The 17,153-nt window shown below is 36.0% G+C and carries 16 protein-coding genes; 5 read left to right on the forward strand and 11 right to left on the reverse strand.

Features of this window, described 5'->3' with window-relative positions:
• Positions 1–166: 166 nt before the first annotated feature.
• Together HMPREF2660_RS04370 and rplS are read left to right on the forward strand one after the other, a co-directional pair.
• A complete protein-coding gene (locus HMPREF2660_RS04370) occupies positions 167–703 on the forward strand; it encodes a hypothetical protein (RefSeq protein ID WP_141743545.1) in 537 nt (178 codons plus the stop codon).
• A 367-nt stretch (positions 704–1,070) separates the two neighbouring features.
• A complete protein-coding gene (gene rplS / locus HMPREF2660_RS04375; RefSeq protein ID WP_013597487.1) occupies positions 1,071–1,421 on the forward strand; it encodes a 50S ribosomal protein L19 in 351 nt (116 codons plus the stop codon).
• 134 nt (positions 1,422–1,555) lie between these two features.
• On the opposite strand, the gene gmk is transcribed toward rplS, so the two are convergent.
• The 6 genes from gmk to HMPREF2660_RS04405 all read right to left on the reverse strand — a co-directional run bounded on the left by gmk (position 1,556) and on the right by HMPREF2660_RS04405 (position 9,798).
• Positions 1,556–2,122, reverse strand: a complete 567-nt coding sequence (gmk, locus tag HMPREF2660_RS04380) for a guanylate kinase (RefSeq protein WP_013597488.1) — start codon at positions 2,120–2,122, stop codon at positions 1,556–1,558.
• Positions 2,122–2,982, reverse strand: a complete 861-nt coding sequence (locus HMPREF2660_RS04385) for a YicC/YloC family endoribonuclease (protein ID WP_081448698.1) — start codon at positions 2,980–2,982, stop codon at positions 2,122–2,124. Before HMPREF2660_RS04385 ends, gmk begins: the two co-directional genes overlap by 1 nt.
• 198 nt (positions 2,983–3,180) lie before the next feature.
• Complete coding sequence (gene hutI / locus HMPREF2660_RS04390) at positions 3,181–4,416, reverse strand: imidazolonepropionase (RefSeq protein WP_013597490.1); 1,236 nt, start codon at positions 4,414–4,416, stop codon at positions 3,181–3,183.
• A 115-nt stretch (positions 4,417–4,531) separates the two neighbouring features.
• Positions 4,532–7,309 (reverse strand): aconitate hydratase AcnA, encoded by a 2,778-nt coding sequence (acnA, locus tag HMPREF2660_RS04395; RefSeq protein ID WP_070485795.1) that lies wholly within the window; start codon positions 7,307–7,309, stop codon positions 4,532–4,534.
• A gap of 202 nt (positions 7,310–7,511) precedes the next feature.
• Complete coding sequence (locus HMPREF2660_RS04400; protein ID WP_013597492.1) at positions 7,512–8,858, reverse strand: peptidylprolyl isomerase; 1,347 nt, start codon at positions 8,856–8,858, stop codon at positions 7,512–7,514.
• Positions 8,859–8,955: 97 nt separating this feature from the next.
• Complete coding sequence (locus HMPREF2660_RS04405) at positions 8,956–9,798, reverse strand: beta/alpha barrel domain-containing protein (protein WP_013597493.1); 843 nt, start codon at positions 9,796–9,798, stop codon at positions 8,956–8,958.
• 78 nt (positions 9,799–9,876) lie between these two features.
• Between HMPREF2660_RS04405 and pepT the strand changes: the two genes are divergently transcribed.
• Both pepT and HMPREF2660_RS04415 read left to right on the forward strand, forming a co-directional pair.
• Complete coding sequence (pepT, locus tag HMPREF2660_RS04410) at positions 9,877–11,112, forward strand: peptidase T (protein ID WP_070485798.1); 1,236 nt, start codon at positions 9,877–9,879, stop codon at positions 11,110–11,112.
• A gap of 120 nt (positions 11,113–11,232) precedes the next feature.
• Positions 11,233–11,904, forward strand: coding sequence for a head GIN domain-containing protein (locus HMPREF2660_RS04415; protein ID WP_070485800.1), 672 nt, complete (start codon positions 11,233–11,235; stop codon positions 11,902–11,904).
• A gap of 46 nt (positions 11,905–11,950) precedes the next feature.
• On the opposite strand, the gene HMPREF2660_RS04420 is transcribed toward HMPREF2660_RS04415, so the two are convergent.
• The 5 genes from HMPREF2660_RS04420 to HMPREF2660_RS04440 all read right to left on the reverse strand — a co-directional run bounded on the left by HMPREF2660_RS04420 (position 11,951) and on the right by HMPREF2660_RS04440 (position 16,141).
• The gene (locus HMPREF2660_RS04420; protein ID WP_070485801.1) at positions 11,951–12,967 is read right to left on the reverse strand and encodes a chorismate-binding protein; all 1,017 of its coding nucleotides are present in this window, start codon (positions 12,965–12,967) and stop codon (positions 11,951–11,953) included.
• Positions 12,967–13,383, reverse strand: a complete 417-nt coding sequence (locus tag HMPREF2660_RS04425; RefSeq protein WP_013597497.1) for a PaaI family thioesterase — start codon at positions 13,381–13,383, stop codon at positions 12,967–12,969. Before HMPREF2660_RS04425 ends, HMPREF2660_RS04420 begins: the two co-directional genes overlap by 1 nt.
• Before the next feature lie 2 nt (positions 13,384–13,385).
• Complete coding sequence (locus HMPREF2660_RS04430) at positions 13,386–13,946, reverse strand: 1-acyl-sn-glycerol-3-phosphate acyltransferase (protein ID WP_070485802.1); 561 nt, start codon at positions 13,944–13,946, stop codon at positions 13,386–13,388.
• Between the two features lie 134 nt (positions 13,947–14,080).
• On the reverse strand, positions 14,081–15,805 hold the full coding sequence (locus HMPREF2660_RS04435) for a PspC domain-containing protein (RefSeq protein ID WP_070485804.1): 1,725 nt from the start codon (positions 15,803–15,805) through the stop codon (positions 14,081–14,083).
• A 3-nt stretch (positions 15,806–15,808) separates the two neighbouring features.
• Positions 15,809–16,141 (reverse strand): PadR family transcriptional regulator, encoded by a 333-nt coding sequence (locus HMPREF2660_RS04440; RefSeq protein WP_013597500.1) that lies wholly within the window; start codon positions 16,139–16,141, stop codon positions 15,809–15,811.
• Positions 16,142–16,286: 145 nt separating this feature from the next.
• Here HMPREF2660_RS04440 and HMPREF2660_RS04445 point away from each other — a divergent pair, with 145 nt between their 5' ends.
• Positions 16,287–17,075, forward strand: coding sequence for a S1/P1 nuclease (locus HMPREF2660_RS04445; protein ID WP_070485806.1), 789 nt, complete (start codon positions 16,287–16,289; stop codon positions 17,073–17,075).
• The last annotated feature ends 78 nt before the right edge of the window (positions 17,076–17,153 follow it).

The raw sequence follows: 17,153 nt of genomic DNA on the forward strand, positions 1-17,153 counted from the left end.
AACAATTCAACTTAAATCAGCCTAATTGTGTTATAGGATATGGGTAGTACTTTACAAGTGATAGATAAATAAAATATTTCACTTTTCTTTAATTAAATATAATTACGATTTAAATATTTAAATTGTAATTATAACTCTTATGAAACTAAAAAAATTAACTTTAAAAATGAAATTAACTAAATTTTTCTTATTACTTCCTTTTCTTGGTAATGCTCAGCAGAGCAATGATACCTATAGAAATTCAGGAGTAATCGAAATAGGCACTCACGGTCTTAGTGTTGGATATAATATTCTTATTGGAAATAAATCATTTTTAAATTTTGAAACAGGAGTTGGAGGAGGATATAATCTAAATGACGATGCTGTTTCATATGTTTTCAATTTTTCAAAACCAACTCCATATGTAAAATCAAGTTATTCTTTCTTTTATAATAAGGATAAAAGAATTACAAAAAGTAAATCTTTGAAAAACAATTCTGGTAATTTCATAGAAGTTCAATTAAAATATTCCTTTGGAAATAAAAATGATATAGATTTAAACAAATCCTTCTTAACAGATTTACATTGGGGTATTCAGAGATCTATAGGTTCTAATTTTTACTTTCGAACACATGTCGGTATAGGATACTTACAAGATTTTGATTTAAGTAAAGGAAACCTAACTCCTACATTAGGATTTAAATTCGGTTATAATCTTTTATAAAACATTTATAACATATTTTATGTAAAATAGAAATAGAAAACCTCCAAATGGAGGTTTTTTTTATGCCATTATTCTAAGCTTTTTTGTTACAAAAAACACCTTGTTATATTTTCTTTTGATCAGATAAATTTCGTTTTATACAACTTAGTATTTCTATAAAACACATACCTTTTAAAAATAAGCTAAATACACTTAATATCAATGACTTATATACAGAATACATACTTTATTTAAAATAATGTATGTATTTTAACTTGTAAACATTTGTAAATAACAGAATTATAATTAATTTTGCACTCGCATTGATTAACCTCTGACGAAAGACGTGAATGTTGGTCAATTTAAATAACTGTTTATTATTACTAAAATGGAAAATTTAGTTAAATACGTACAAGATAAATACGTAGCTAAAAAAGAATTCCCAGCATTTGCTGCGGGTGACACTATTACTGTTTACCAAGAAATTACTGAAGGTGGAAAATCACGTGTTCAGTTCTTTAGAGGAGTTGTTATTCAACGTAGAGGACATGGAGCTACCGAAACTTTCACTATCCGTAAGATGAGTGGTGATGTTGGAGTAGAGCGTATTTTCCCAGTGAATTTACCTGCTATCCAAAAGATAGAAGTGAACAAAAGAGGTAAAGTTCGTAGAGCTCGTATCTTCTACTTCAGAAATCTTAGAGGTAAAAAAGCTCGTATCAAAGATGCGTCTTTCTAGAAAGAAAATTATTTCACAAAACAAGAAAAACCGTTTGTTTATTCACAAACGGTTTTTTTTATATAGATATCCTCCCAAAAAATCCTTATCTCTAAACTACTATTCTCTGAGAAGGATTTTTTTTGCTCCAACTTCTATCGAACAAATTTTGTAATAATCGCCAAGGCTTCATCTTTTGCAGCTGCCAAATCATCATTCATCAAAAGAACATCAAACCTTGAAGCAGCTGCCATTTCTATATCTGCTTTGTCTAGACGCTGTTTCAGTTTATCCTCGCTTTCGGTATTGCGCGTGATGAGTCGGTCTCGCAAAATCTCTAAAGAAGGAGGCTGTACAAAAACCGTTAAGCATTGGTCACCATATATATTCTTAATATTCAGAGCACCTTCTACATCCATATCAAAAATCACAGAATGCCCATCTTTGGTAATTCGTTCTATTTCAGATTTTAGAGTGCCGTAATAATTATTGTGATACACTTCTTCCCACTCAACAAACTCTTCATCATCAATACGTTTCTTAAACTCTTCGGGAGATATAAAGTAATAATCTTTTCCGTCGATTTCTCCTTCTCGTTTATTTCTTGTGGTACATGAAACCGAAAAAGACAGATTATCTAATTTCTCTAGAGCATGCTTCACCAAAGTAGTTTTGCCTGCACCCGATGGAGCCGAAAATACTATTAACTTCCCTTTTTGCATTACAAAATATTTAGGCTTTGTTCTTTTATTTTTTCTAATTCATCTTTCATCTGAACGACAATTTTTTGCATTTCAGAATGATTTGATTTTGACCCTAAAGTATTGATTTCTCTACCAATCTCTTGAGTAATAAACCCTAGTTTTTTCCCATTTGATTGGTTTTGATTTAATTCTGTCAGAAAATATTCGCAATGATTTTTCAATCGAACTTTTTCCTCCGTTACATCCAAACGTTCTAAATAAAAAACAATCTCTTGCTCTAATCGATTGTGATCAACATCTACAGAAAATTCCTCTAAACGCTTCATCATTCGCTCTCTAACAGCAGCAATTCGCTCATCCTCAAAAGGTTCTATCCCCAAAAGTAATGATAAAATATTCTCGATATGCAACTGTAACTCTTGGGCTAAAACAGTACCTTCATCTAGCCGAAATTGTATAAGGCTATCGAGCGCTTCATTGATTCCGACCAGTATATTATTCCACTCCTCAGCTTCTAAATCCTCCTGCGGCGTATGCAAAACATCGGGTAAACGCAAAATAGTTGGCAACAATTCTGCCTCGGACACCTCTGGCGTTATCGCCTTGAAATCTTGGATATATGCCCGTATCAATTCTGCATTTATTTTTTGACAACGAGCCACTGCGGTCAGTTCACAGCTCAGTATGATGTCTACTTTCCCACGTTGTAATTTTTCTGAAATCAGATTGCGAATTTCTAATTCTTTTGCTCTATAAAAAGAAGGAATTCGAGTAATAAGGTCTAAATTCTTACTGTTCAATGATCGTATTTCGATCGTTACTTTTTTCTCTGGTAGTTCTACAACGGACTTACCAAATCCGGTCATGGATTGTATCATACTTCTTGGGTAAATAGGTTGCAAATTTACATTAATTATCTATGAAATAAACGAAAATAATCCGAAATCACCGCACTATGCTTTCATATTATACAGATTCTAAATTCAATCATCTCAATCCATAAAAAAAGAGAGGTCAAATTCACTCACTTCTCCCCTCTTTTTTTGTATCAAAAAAAACATGTATGTATGTTAACTTTATTTTTTTGTATAAATTAATCTTCCATCTTTCCAAACATTGGTCGGTTGCAATTGACCTTGTTCATAGATAATATTCCTGAAATCTGAGGTAGAAAAGCTAATAAAATCTCCTATTTTTTGTTCTGATATTATCCCACGATCCGAAAAGTTTAGCGCTTTTGCAGCTCGAAAAGTAATGGCCGACAATACTTCTGCCATCGATAACTTTTCGAAGGTTGCCAAGATTGATGCTTGCGTTAATAAATTTCCCATTGGGGCGGATCCTGGATTCCAATCCGAAGCAATCGACACACAACAATTGGCGTCTAATAATTTCCTTGCTGGTGCATATTGCATCCCAAGCCCTATAGAAGCACCTGGTAAAACGGTTGCTACCACATCCGATTGCGACAACGCCATGATTTCGTCCTTACCCGAAAATTCTAAATGGTCGGCACTCAATGCTTGATATTTTACAGCTAGTTGGCTTGCTCCTGCAGTAAATTGATCGGCATGAATTGTCAGCTCAAACCCTTGCTTCTTGGCTTCATTCATATAATAATCTCCTTCTTCTATACTAAAAGCAGATTGTTCTACAAAAATATCTACTCGGTTACATTGATACTCTTTGCGTAATACCGGAAAAATTTCTTGTACCAAATGCTCTAAATAATCTCGATTAGACCCTTCAAAATCTTTTGGTTTCATGTGAGCTCCTAGAAAAGTTGTTACCACCTCTATCGGTGTTTCTTGTTTGGCCATCCCAATTGCTTGCAGCATATTTTTTTCGCCTTCTACCGATAGAGCATAACCACTTTTCACTTCGGCTGTTGTAATTCCTTGTGCAATTAATTTATCGATATGATGCAATGTAATGTCTTTTAGTTCGTCTGGTGATTTTGAGCGAGTTTGCGTTACTGTTGACCAAATTCCGCCACCGCTTTCGGCAATTTCTAGATAGGTTTTCCCATTTAGACGCATTGCAAAATCTTTGGCTCTATTCCCACCATAGCAAATATGCGTGTGCGAGTCTACAAAGCCTGGCAACACTACTTGCTCGGTATTTATTTCTTCTAGTTCTATAGCGGGATTTTGTTCTCTTAGCTGCTTGTAATTACCTACTTGTCGAATAAACCCATTCTCTACGATGATACCACCATTCTCTATCAACTCGAGTTGCTCGTCTTTTATGGTTCCTTTCATTGGTAGATTCCGCATGGTTAGGATTTGAGTAAATGGCCCGATTAATTTCATAGTTTGTTATTTTTTTTTACATTGACAATGTCTATACAAAGAACGGAACTTTCGATGAAATAAAAAACCGTCAACACAGGTTAACGGTATTTTGGGTGGGATATTATATCTACTATTATTGTTTCAAATAATCTCGCAATACATATTGTAGAATTCCTTCGTTTTTGAAATATTCTATTTCGATATCCGAATCTAATCGTGCGATTACTTTGAAGTCTGTTTCTTTGCCCGACGGATGAATAGCTTTCACATCCAACACTTTATGAGGTTTCAGATCTTCTGCCAAACCTGTAATGCTAAAGGTTTCGGATCCGTCCAAACCTAAAGTTTCTGCATTTTGTCCTGCTTCAAAAACCAAAGGTGCAACGCCCATTCCGACCAAATTACTTCGGTGAATTCTTTCGAAACTTTCGGCAATAACAGCTTTTACACCCAACAAAAAGGTTCCTTTAGCTGCCCAATCTCGCGATGAGCCCGAACCGTATTCTTTTCCGGCCAAAACAATCAAAGGCGTGTGATCTTTTGCATATTCTTGTGCAGTTTCGTACACTGTTTTCACTTCATTGGTTGGGAAATATCGGCTGAAACCACCTTCTTTATCAGCTATTTTATTTTTGATACGAACATTGGCAAAGGTTCCGCGCATCATGACTTCGTGATTCCCACGACGAGAACCGTACGAATTGAAATCGGTTTGTTGCACCCCATGCTCTTCTAAATATTTCCCCGCAGCAGAATCGGGTCTGAAAGATCCGGCAGGCGAAATATGGTCGGTCGTAACAGAATCGCCCAAATACAATAAAACTCGAGCATCTTTGATATCCTGAATCGGTTTTGGTGTCACTTTTAAATGTTCGAAAAATGGCGCTTCTTTGATATAAGTCGAATTCGGATTCCATTCGAAATTTTGATCCAAATTCACTTCTAAGTTTTGCCAATCGGTAGAACCATCAAAAATCACATCATACACTTCTTTAAAATCTTCTTGTTTCATGCATTCGTTGATGGTTTTCACAATCTCTTCTCGGCTCGGCCAAATATCTTTTAGATAAACAGGTTCACCATTCGGATCGTAATCCAAAGGATCTTCTAACAAATTAACATCCACACGTCCAACCAAAGCGTAAGCAACCACGAGCATTGGAGACATCAAGAAGTTCATTTTCACTTGCGGATGCACACGTGCTTCGAAATTTCTATTTCCTGACAAAACAGAAGCAACCACCAACTCACCTTTGTCAACAGCTTCGGCAATTTGTGGTGGCAACGGTCCTGAATTACCGATACAAGACGTACAACCATACCCTACGTTATGAAAACGCAAAGCATCTAAATCGGCATTCAGTCCAGATCGTTCTAAATATTGCGTCACAACCTTCGATCCTGGCGCCAAAGAAGTTTTTACCCAAGATTTGGTGCGCAAACCACGTTCTACAGCATTGCGGGCCAACAATCCTGCACCTACCATTACGGCCGGGTTTGAGGTGTTGGTACAACTTGTAATCGCAGCGATTACGATGCTTCCGTCACTCAGAACAAATTCTTTATTTTTATTGATGATCCGAACGGATTGAATCGATTCTTTAACCACTTCGTGCGGGCGAGGATCGGTATTCTCAATCGGAACTTTACCAAACGTAAACTCTGTTCCCGAACCACCATCGGCCAACCATGCAGACTCTTTTCTGGTAGGAACGCTTTGGTATTCTCGATTGTGTTCGCTTTCTAATAATCCGGCAAATTTTTCGGCTAAATCTTTTACCAATATTTTGTCTTGCGGACGTTTTGGTCCAGAAACAGTAGGTTCTAATGAGCCTAAATCGAATTCCACAACAGAAGAATACTTGATTTGTTCTTTCCCGGTTCGCCACAAAAGATTTTCTTTACAATAATCTTCTACGATATGAATTTGCTCTTGCGAACGGTTGGTAGAATGCATATACTCTAAGGTACGATGATCGATTGGGAAATATGTAACGGTACACCCAAACTCAGGCGACATGTTCGAAATTGTGGCGCGATCGGTAACAGTAAGCGAATCTAGACCATCACCAAAAACTTCTACAAATTTACCCACTACGCCTTTTTCTCTCAATACTTTGGTGATGGATAAAACCATATCGGTAGCGGTACAATGTGCGGGAATTTCACCGGTTAGTTTCAGACCGATAACTTCTGGGCATGTAAAGAAAATAGGCTGTCCGAGCATAGCGGCTTCGGCTTCTATTCCACCAACACCCCAAGCAATTACGCCAATTCCGTTGACCATTGGAGTATGCGAATCGGTTCCGACCAAAGTATCTGGAAATAACCAACCATCACGCGCGATGACTCCTTTGGCTAAATATTCTAAATTCACTTGGTGACAAATTCCCATTCCGGGAGGCACAACAGTGAAATTTTTAAGGCCTTTCTGCGCCCATTTTAATAGTTCGTAACGTTCTTTGTTTCGTTCGTATTCCAATTCTACGTTTTTCCCATACGAATAATCCGTACCGAAATAATCGACTTGTACCGAGTGGTCAATGACCAAATCGACCGGAATAGCCGGATTGATTTTTTGTCCATCTTTGCCTTGTCTTACATATTCCGCACGCAAAGACGCCATATCTACAACCGCTGGCACACCCGTAAAATCCTGCATTAGAATTCTAGCCGGTTTGAAGGGAATGTCTTTATCTACCGGTTCGGGTGTCCAATGAATCAGGGTTTGTACGTGTTCGTCGGTAATGCTAAAGCCATCGTAATTGCGTAAAACATTTTCTAATAATATACGAATACTGAATGGTAAATGATCTACCGAACCTTCGGGTAAATCTTTTAGCGAGCTGTATTGATAACTGGTGTTGTTAACCGTTAGGTTTTTAACGGATTTTGCTTTTTGATAGTTCATAACTTTTAGAAGTCAGTTAAATTATTTATTGTTTTATGTGTTTCACACTAAAAGTAGAAAAAAACTAAAAATAATGCAACGAACTGAACGTTAAAGCTTACTTAAACTTTTCAAATCTATATCTTGGTTATGAGAAATAAAAAAATCCTCCCATCGATTGATGCGAGGATTTTTGATTTATAAGGTATTCTTTATGTTTAGCTTAATTATTTTCCCAATTGAGATCGAATTTACAATCTTTGTAATCTTCTCCGATTTTTACAAAGGTTTCTGGTATTTGTTTTTTTACCCAATCCATCAAAACATTTTGTTCTTTGAATCGGATTGTGAAACGCTTCAGTGAAGAATAATCTTGCTCGAAATTGATTTTGTGCTCTGGATAAAACCCGTTCATGCGAATCAATCGAACGACTTTTTTATTTTCGTATTCATCTACAAAAACAGGTGAAATATCTCCATCGTTTAATCCTACCAAAGCCGACGAAACGTTGGCCGACATTTGTGCTCGCTCGAAACGATCTTCTCCAGTTTGTGGATTCATCAAATTTCCTTCATTGTATTTTGTCATTTTATCATCTGAAAAACGTAAAGCTGCATCTTTGAAACTCATTTTCCCTTCGTTTATCAGAATGCGGATAGAGTCTAATTTATGTTTTGTCTTTGCTATTTCTTCATCGGTTGGTTTCAGAGTAATCAAAATATGACGAAGATCCAATTCTTGTCCTTTTCTTTTTTCTAATTGGATGATATGATATCCAAAATCGGTTTTAAAAGGTTCTGAAACCTGCCCTTCGTCTAAGTTAAACGCTACTGCATCGAACTCTTTTACCATCATTCCGCGTTTCACTTTCAGATATTGACCTCCGTTCGTTGCAGAACCTGGATCCTCTGAGTAGAGAATGGCTTTGGTTGCAAAACTCGAACCTTCTTCTACGTCTTTTTTGATTTGTTTAAGTTCATCAATAACTTTTTGTTCATTTTCTGGATCGATCTCAGGATACAAAATTATATGACTGATTGAGTACTCATCTTTCACATCGGGTAATTCTGTTTTATGCTCTTCGAAAAACATTCTCACTTCTTCTGGTGTGGCATCTAAACCGCTCACTACACGCTCTCTTTTTTCTCTAGCATATATATTATCTCGGATATAGTACTGCAATTCGTTCTCTAATTCGGCCTTGGTCTTGAATCCGAAATAATCGATTACAGCTTTTTCTGAACCAATTTGTTGTGTAAAACGTTCGATTTGACCTTTTAGTGTTCGTTGAACTTCGTCATTTGTCACCACTACCAATGTATCTTGTTTTGCACGATCGATCAAAACTTTTTCTAAGAGCATATTGTTTAGGAATTCGCAACGATCTTTCACTTCCATCCCCTGAAGTTTTGCCGTCTGAAAATCGCGCTCTACATCTGAATCTAACACAATTTCATCGCCCACCACTGCAGCTATTCCTTCTATTTTATTTGCTTTATGAGTCTGTGCAAAGAGTCCTTGCGCTATGCTACACATAAAAAGTGTGAGCAAGAGTACCGTATATTTCATAAATTATAAAATTCTATATTTCTTCTTTTAATTTGGACAAATGTAACCTTCTTTTATCTAAATTTCTATATTTTTATGAGGCCTTTAACAAACTGACCTAAAATATTTTCAATGCTTGGTTGTATGCAGATTCGAAATTCAGAAGATTTAATCCGTGTATTGCATGCTTTTCATTGGCATAACTGATTAATTTTTCGGTTGGCATATTTCCTACCATATCACTTTTAGCCATCGGACAACCGCCTAAACCTTTTATTGCACCATCAAACTTTCTACAGCCACTGAGATAAGCAGCATCTACTTTTTCGTACCATTTATCGTATTCGGTATGGAAGTGTGCTCCAAATTCTATTTCTTGATAAGCAGGTATCAAGGTGGTAAACAAATCGGTTATGATTGTGTGATCTGCCACCCCTACTGTATCCGATAGATTGATAGATTTCACACCCATTTTCGCAAAACGATTTACCCAAGATAAAACCAACTCTTCATCAAAAGCCTCCTTGTATGGATTACCGAAAGCCATAGAAAAATAAATCATCAACTCTTTGTTGTGTTTGTGTGCAAGTTCTTGGATCTCTTCTGCTATTGCAAAAGCTTCCTCTCTTGTTTTGTTGGTATTATATTGTTGAAAATTTTCGCTGATAGAAAAAGTATAGCCCAAAACATCTACTTTCTCGTGGTCGCATGCTTTTTGAGCACCATTTACATTGGCTATTACTACTGATAATTTCGAGGTACTGCTGCATTTATCTATTGCATCCAAAACCTCTTGGGTATCGGCCATTTGTGGTATTGCTTTTGGTGAAACAAAGCTCCCGCAATCAATCATATCAAAACCTACATCGAGTAAAGCGTTGAGATAGTCTATTTTTTGCTGTGTAGGGATAAATATTTTTCGGCCTTGCATTGCGTCCCTAGGACATTCTATAATTTTCATATGGATTTTTTTACTCAATTTTTTGTTTGTTTTGCCCCTAAAGGTAGATAATTTGTTAATTTTACGAAAAAAATTATAATGCAAACAGATTGGAGAGAAAAATTAGTTAATCGATTTTTGAAATATGTAAGTATTTACACTACAAGTGAAGCCTTTGTAGAGCAGTTTCCTAGTACAGATCGTCAGTGGGATTTGGCTCGATATATCGAAAACGAATTGAAAGAAATAGGCTTAGAGGATGTTTCATTGGATGAGAATGGATACGTATTTGGTTATGTTCCTTCTACCGTAGACAAAGAAGTACCCACAATCGGTTTTATTGCTCATATGGACACCTCTCCTGATTATTCTGGGGAAAATGTACAACCAATAATTTGGGAAAACTATGACGGTGGTGACCTTCAGTTGAATGAAGAAATGATACTTTCGCCAAAAGAATTTCCAGAGATGTTGCGTTACAAAGGTCAAACCTTGATCACTACCGACGGGACAACTCTATTAGGTGCGGATGACAAAGCTGGTTTGGCAGAGATTGTTACTGCAGCAGAATATTTGATTGCTCATCCAGAAATAAAACACGGACGTATAGCTGTAGGATTTACCCCAGACGAAGAAGTTGGGCGCGGTGCTGATTTCTTTAATGTAGAAAAATTTGGAGCAGAATGGGCCTACACGATGGATGGATCTGAGGTTGGTGAATTAGAATATGAAAACTTTAATGCCGCATCGGGAATTGTTACCATCAAAGGAAAATCAGTTCACCCAGGTTATGCCAAAGACAAAATGATTAATGCTGCTAGTATTGCTTGCGAATTTGCTGCAGCACTCCCTTCTGACGAAGTTCCTGAGTTGACAGACGGCCGCGAAGGTTTCTTTCATCTTGCCGATATCCAAGGTGATGTGAGCGAAGCCAAAATGGTCTATATCATCCGCGATCACGACATGGATCAGTACGAAGCAAGAAAAGCACTTTTCGTACAAATTGCTGAGGATATTCAATCTCGTTTTGATCATCCTGTGATTACGGCAGAAGTTACCGATCAATACTTTAATATGATCGAGAAAGTTCAAGAAAAATTTGCTTCGGTAGAAATTGCCGAACAAGCATTGAAAGATTGTGGTATCACCCCCAACATCAAACCCATTCGTGGAGGTACTGACGGTGCACGTTTATCTTTTATGGGATTACCTTGTCCGAATATTTTTGCAGGAGGACATAATTTCCATGGACCGTACGAATATGTACCGGTAGAATCTATGGAAAAAGCTGTAGAGGTAATTGTTCGTATTGCAGAACTTACTGCAGAAAAATAAAATTCTAACGAAGTTTTAATACAGAAATCGGTTGCCAAAACGACCGATTTTTTTTATTTTTGATTTAAGCTATGATGTAGGGAAAATTTACGCCTTGTCTTGCAAAAAAAAAATAAAATAATGATTAGAACATTTGCTACTTCTCTAATTCTTTTGGTAGGAAGTAATTTAGTTTTAGGACAAAAAACGATCGAATTAAATGATTTCCAGGCTCTAAAAGTTTACGATAAAATTCCGGTAGAATTGATCCATTCTGACACACCAAAAGTTGAAATAAATGGTTCGTTGGCCGAAAAAGTTGTTATAGAACAAGATTACAACGAATTAAAAATTAAACTTTCTGGTATTGATTTATTGCAAGGAGATAATACCCAAATCGTTTTATATTACACTACTCTTAACGATATACAAGCAAGCCAGGGATCAAGGATAGAGTCGGAAGACGTTTTGGGAGGAGAAAGTCTAAAACTCACCAGTAACGAAGGCTCAACCATCAAACTAAAAATTGATACAAATTCTTTGAGTGCTAAACTAAATTCGGGTGGAAATATGATTTTATCTGGACAAGTAAAAAAACAAGATGTCATTGTAAATACTGGAGCGCAATTCGAATCAAAAAACCTTGTTTCTTCTTTTACCAATGTTACGTGTAATGCGGGCGGACATGCGTGGGTACATGCAAAAGACAAAGTAGATGCAAAAGTGAGAGCGGGTGGTGTGATAAGAGTTTATGGAAATCCTAGCCATAAAAAACAAAAGAAAATTGCTGGAGGTTCTATTCAGTTCAATTAATAAAAGAACGAGCAAGAATAAAAAAAGGAACAAAATGTTCCTTTTTTTATTCTTCAATTTTCAGATAAGAAAGTAAGGTTTTGGCCTTCATTTCTGTTTCTATCCATTCTTTTTCAGGATTACTATCGTGCATAATTCCACCTCCTACATACAATCTTACACGGTTATTAATCACTTCTGCGCAACGTAAATTCACATAATAGCGTTCTTCTTCTATGGTTTTCCAACCGAAATAACCTGCATAGAACTGTCGATCATATCCTTCGTTCTCTAGAATATACTTCTTGGCTTTCTCTTTTGGCATACCACATACAGCGGGTGTAGGATGCAGTGACGCTAACATTTTTTCGGTAAAAGGAAGCATTGTTTCGAGGGAAATATAAGTTTTTAGATGATGAAAAAAACCTGCATCCACCGTATATGGGCCGTCGGTTGCAACTTGCCCAAAAGAACTTAATTGCTCTACAATATAGTCGGTAACAACCTGTTGTTCATCGATTTCTTTCGAAGTCCATTCGTTTTCTTTAGCCTTTGTTCCAGCCAACGAAACGGTTTTCACAACATTTTTCTCACGACTCAATAACAATTCGGGAGTTGCACCAAACCACGTCGTTTTGTCATCAGCATAGATAAAATAAACAGCTGCATTGGGATATGCATAATGTAGTGCAAGCAAAGTATCAAGCGGATAGAATTGAGAAAATTCTTTTTCGATGGTTCGACTAATCACTACTTTTTGTAAAAGATTTTTTTGTAAAATGTTGGTCGTTTTATCGATCAAATTCAGATAAGATTCTTGTGCAATTGGCTTTTCAATCGGAGCGTTTTTCCAAACCAAATCGAGTTGAATTTTCTTGATATCTTCTATAGATAACATTTGCTTTTTGATAGGATGAATACGAATCGTTTCTGTATTATCAAAACGATGAAAAACGAACTCTTCATTAGATTCATCTAGTTCGTCTACATAAAGTTGGAAATGAGTTGCGTTAGGCTCTCGAACAAAAACAAAACTTTTTTCTGCTTCAATTGCTTTCTGCAGTTGATTTTGTATTGTTTCCATTAAAGATTTTTTGGGATAATGGCATTCGTTAAATGACTATAACTGATGAGTTTTTCTTCTTCATCAGTAATTTCTATTTTCACTAAATGCGAAGTTCGTCCTGCTTTTATTATGATGGCCTTCCCTTTTACTTTTCCAGACTTTTTAGAGCGTAAGTGATGGGCTTCTATATTTTGACCTACCGCCATAAACTTCTCATTATCAATTAATTTATTAGACAATAGGCTTCCTAATGATTCTGCCAGCACTACAGAAGCACCTCCATGCAACAGCCCAAATGGCTGATAAACTATCGGCTGTACAGGCATTTCGGCAACCACATAATCCTCTCCTATTTCTGTGAAAGTTATTTGCAAATGAGAAATCAATGAGTTTTCACACATTTTATTGTATTGATCTACTAAAGTTTGACTCATAATTAATAGATTTTTTGATTGTATTTTTCTGGATATTTACCTTTTATTAGTCGATAAAAGTCTTCTATTTCTTGCAAGATATCTTCATGCGTCCGGCCTTCTGTATCAACTATTTTTGCAATTCCGGCTTCTTTTTTTTCATAATCACAAAAAGCCAATGCAATGGGCACATTGGCCTCTTGAGAGATGTATAGAAAACCTGTTTTCCATTTTTCTGAAAAAGAGCGTGTGCCCTCGGGTGTGTTTATCAGATACATTCTTGGAGTAGAACGTAAAATTTCGGCTGCAAATTGTACGCTATTATTTCGTTGAGTACGATCGATTCCTATCCCACCCATAGATTTTATAATAAAACCGTACCAAGGTTTTGTCCATGCGTCCTTTATAAACATTTTCATCGGAATTCCCATCTGCCAAAAAGCAACAATCGCATAATAAAAATCCCAATTACTTGTATGCGGTGCGCACACCAAAACACATTTATCAACTTTCGACGTATCCACCGTATTGATTAGCTTCCAGCCACCAAGGCGGTAAAGTAGTTTTCCGAGTATTTTTTTCATCTTCACAAAGATAAGTAAAACGATTTGGAGTGTTTGGTTTTGGATGAGAATAAAAAAGGCAAACCTATTGGCTTACCTTTTTCGTGTGATAAACACGTTTTTTTATATTATTAATCAATCTCTAGGCGAAGAAATCAACGATTGCTTTGATGATTTCCGTAGTTAATGTTAAGAGTATCTGTATCATCGCTTATGTGGATTTTATTTTTATCTATGCTTATTTTATCACCCTTCTTCGATTGGATATGAATACCTTTTTCGCTGATATCCATTGTATCAATACCATGATGATTATCGTAATCTGAATCGTTATCAGATTCATTATCACAATTCAAACATACGAATTTTATCCCATTATACCCAAAAATTTGATCGTTAATATTACTATAAAATGCTGTATTCGAATTGTTACTTATGATTTCTGCATACTCAATACTTGGGTCTAATTTTACATATTTATTTCTTGGTACATATAAGACAAAACGCACTGCTTGCATTCGGAAAGTAGAATTTTTTCCGGCCGAAAGGAAATCATCCAAAACCAATTGGTTCCCTCGTACTTGATAATTGAAACGAATTGCATCTAAATTATTCTTCGCATCCACACCATTCGCACCTCTTGCCTTGTACGTCACCTGCAAATGTGCGGCATTGTCTTTACTTTCTCTAATTTCTATCCTTCGATCGATGGTCACAAATAACTCGTCGTTCATGATATAAAAAGGACGTTCATCTTCATCAAAAATCTTAAATCGATAATTGCCTCTATTCTGAGCTTCGAACTTAACTTGTAAGGTATCGTTGGTCACTGCTAAAGTATTCATCGTTACTTTTTCTACCGAATTTGCGTAGCCTTTTGCCGTATAAACACCGATAATGATAATTCCAAACAAAGCGATAAACCAAAGTACAATCGTGCTTATTAGGATATTTTTATTGATACGGAAAGTAGGTTTTATGAATTTGATTCCCAACATCACACTCAAAGCTCCTGGTAGGATGAGCAACAGCGAAGAACAAAACAATATTAATTTTGAGAGCCAATCTTCTTCTACGAAATAATCAAAATATTGAGCAGGAATATTGAACCATGAAATAAAATAAACACTAATTCCACCAAAAATAAAACTCAGACCAAAAACAACAAACAGAATACCAATAATAAACACTGCAATTTTGGTCAGAACTTGAAACAAAGAACCTAAGTTATCCCCAATTTTTCGTCCACTTTTCGATAAAGTTTCGCTTGCTTTTAATGCATTTTCTTTTATTTGCTCGAAGTTAGCTGCCTTCCCATACATAGCCATTTTATCGGCAAAGGTTTCGGCTTTAGGAATAAACATAACCATCAAGAAATAGGCAAACAAAACCATGATGGTAGAAACACCCGTAAAGATCCCTAACATCAGTAAGATAAACCAAACAGCGCGCACCGCCCAAGGATCTAAGCCAAGATAATGTGCCAAACCAGAACATAAACCCGAAATAATTTTGTCGTCCGGATCTCTAAATAATCTTTTTTTGGTCATAGGATTTCCAGCAGTTTCTTCCTTCGATTCGTTCGATGTTGTTGACTCTTCTTGATAAGAAAATTCGTCATCTACCATATATTGTTCTGGTCGTCCCATCACCGAAATAACATACGCTATATCAGCATCGTTCACAACTTCTTTGTACTGCAAACGCTCGCGCAACAATTCAGCGATTCGTTGCTCAACATCTTCTATAATATCTTCTACTCCTTCTGTCCCTTGCAAAGATTGTTTGATGTCTTCTAGATAACGACGTAGTTGATGATAGGCTTCTTCATTGACGATAAACGAAAAACCGCCTAAACTAATTGAGATTGTTTTATCCATGGATTAATGTGTTACTTGGGTTACTTTTTCCACAGCATTTTTCAGCTGCTGCCAGGTTTGGCCTAAATGTTCTAAAAATTCTTCTCCTTCTGTTGTCAACGAATAATACTTTCGGGGTGGCCCAGCAGAAGATTCTTCCCAGCGATATTGTAGAAGATTATCGTTTTTCAGTCGAGTAAGCAAAGGATATAAAGTTCCTTCTACCACAATCATTTCAGCTTGTTTTAGTTCTGCAATTATGTCTGAAGCATACGCGTCGCCTCTTTTGATAATGCTGAGTATACAATACTCCAGAATACCTTTTCGCATCTGAACTTGTGTTTTTTCTATACTCATAATTTAATTATTGAACGATACAAATTTACAAACAATATAGTAGTATGCAAAACAAAGTACTATATTTTTAAATATTTTTTTTATAATGCAGAAATTCTCGATAAATCTTAGGTTTTGATTATTTTTGCAGTTATAAAAGTGATAAATGAAAAAATTAACCATAACCGCACTTGTTCTAATTGGTTTAGGTCATCCAGAAGCCAAAGCTTGGGGATTAACCGGACATCGAGTTGTTGCTGAAATTGCAGAGCAGCATTTGACTAGAAAGACTAAACGAAAATTGAATAAAATTATCGGCACACAAAAGTTAGCCTATTGGGCAAATTGGTCAGATTTTATTAAGTCAGAACCGACATACAAATTTGCCGATTCTTACCACTATGTGAACATCGAAGGAAATTTACCCGAAAAAGATTTTTTAGTCGCTCTCGAAAATACATCGCAAGATCAACTGTATCACAAAGCGTTATTTTTTATCAATGAACTAAAATCAAATCGAAACCTAAAACTTGAACAGAAGAAAGAATACCTTTATTTTCTAATTCATATGATTGGCGATGCGCATCAACCTTTACATGTCGGTCGTGAAGAAGATTTGGGTGGAAATAAAATTAAAGTTGAATGGTTTAGAGAATCGACAAACATACATACCATTTGGGATACTAAACTAATCGATTTTGAAAAATATTCGTATATCGAATACACTACACTACTCAATAATCAACCCAAAAAAATGAATGCTCAACTTACCGAAGGCTGGTTAGAAAACTGGTTATTCGATAGCTATCAAGTTGCTAATAAAATTTATAGCACAGTAAAAATGGACGATAAATTAAGCTATCGCTACCATTACGACAACAAATATATCCTAGAACAACAACTACTAAAAGGAGGTCTACGTCTAGCTAAAGTTTTGAACTTTATCTATCATTAAGAACATCACTCAAGTTATAATTTTATAATCATTGTCAACTGGCAATGATTTTTTGTTTCGTATAGATTAAGATTTCAG

Source organism: Weeksella sp. HMSC059D05 (assembly GCF_001809725.1).
GTDB lineage: Bacteria > Bacteroidota > Bacteroidia > Flavobacteriales > Weeksellaceae > Weeksella > Weeksella virosa.

Bases quoted from the DNA above. Each gene is read 5' to 3' on its own strand.
- HMPREF2660_RS04405 (WP_013597493.1), bottom strand. From the start codon at position 9,798: ATGAAAATTATAGAATGTCCTAGGGACGCAATGCAAGGCCGAAAAATA.
- HMPREF2660_RS04445 (WP_070485806.1), top strand. From the start codon at position 16,287: ATGAAAAAATTAACCATAACCGCACTTGTTCTAATTGGTTTAGGTCAT.
- hutI (WP_013597490.1), bottom strand. From the start codon at position 4,416: ATGAAATTAATCGGGCCATTTACTCAAATCCTAACCATGCGGAATCTA.
- HMPREF2660_RS04370 (WP_141743545.1), top strand. From the start codon at position 167: ATGAAATTAACTAAATTTTTCTTATTACTTCCTTTTCTTGGTAATGCT.
- pepT (WP_070485798.1), top strand. From the start codon at position 9,877: ATGCAAACAGATTGGAGAGAAAAATTAGTTAATCGATTTTTGAAATAT.
- HMPREF2660_RS04435 (WP_070485804.1), bottom strand. From the start codon at position 15,805: ATGGATAAAACAATCTCAATTAGTTTAGGCGGTTTTTCGTTTATCGTC.
- HMPREF2660_RS04400 (WP_013597492.1), bottom strand. From the start codon at position 8,858: ATGAAATATACGGTACTCTTGCTCACACTTTTTATGTGTAGCATAGCG.
- HMPREF2660_RS04430 (WP_070485802.1), bottom strand. From the start codon at position 13,946: ATGAAAAAAATACTCGGAAAACTACTTTACCGCCTTGGTGGCTGGAAG.
- rplS (WP_013597487.1), top strand. From the start codon at position 1,071: ATGGAAAATTTAGTTAAATACGTACAAGATAAATACGTAGCTAAAAAA.
- gmk (WP_013597488.1), bottom strand. From the start codon at position 2,122: ATGCAAAAAGGGAAGTTAATAGTATTTTCGGCTCCATCGGGTGCAGGC.
- HMPREF2660_RS04415 (WP_070485800.1), top strand. From the start codon at position 11,233: ATGATTAGAACATTTGCTACTTCTCTAATTCTTTTGGTAGGAAGTAAT.
- acnA (WP_070485795.1), bottom strand. From the start codon at position 7,309: ATGAACTATCAAAAAGCAAAATCCGTTAAAAACCTAACGGTTAACAAC.
- HMPREF2660_RS04385 (WP_081448698.1), bottom strand. From the start codon at position 2,982: ATGATACAATCCATGACCGGATTTGGTAAGTCCGTTGTAGAACTACCA.
- HMPREF2660_RS04440 (WP_013597500.1), bottom strand. From the start codon at position 16,141: ATGAGTATAGAAAAAACACAAGTTCAGATGCGAAAAGGTATTCTGGAG.
- HMPREF2660_RS04425 (WP_013597497.1), bottom strand. From the start codon at position 13,383: ATGAGTCAAACTTTAGTAGATCAATACAATAAAATGTGTGAAAACTCA.
- HMPREF2660_RS04420 (WP_070485801.1), bottom strand. From the start codon at position 12,967: ATGGAAACAATACAAAATCAACTGCAGAAAGCAATTGAAGCAGAAAAA.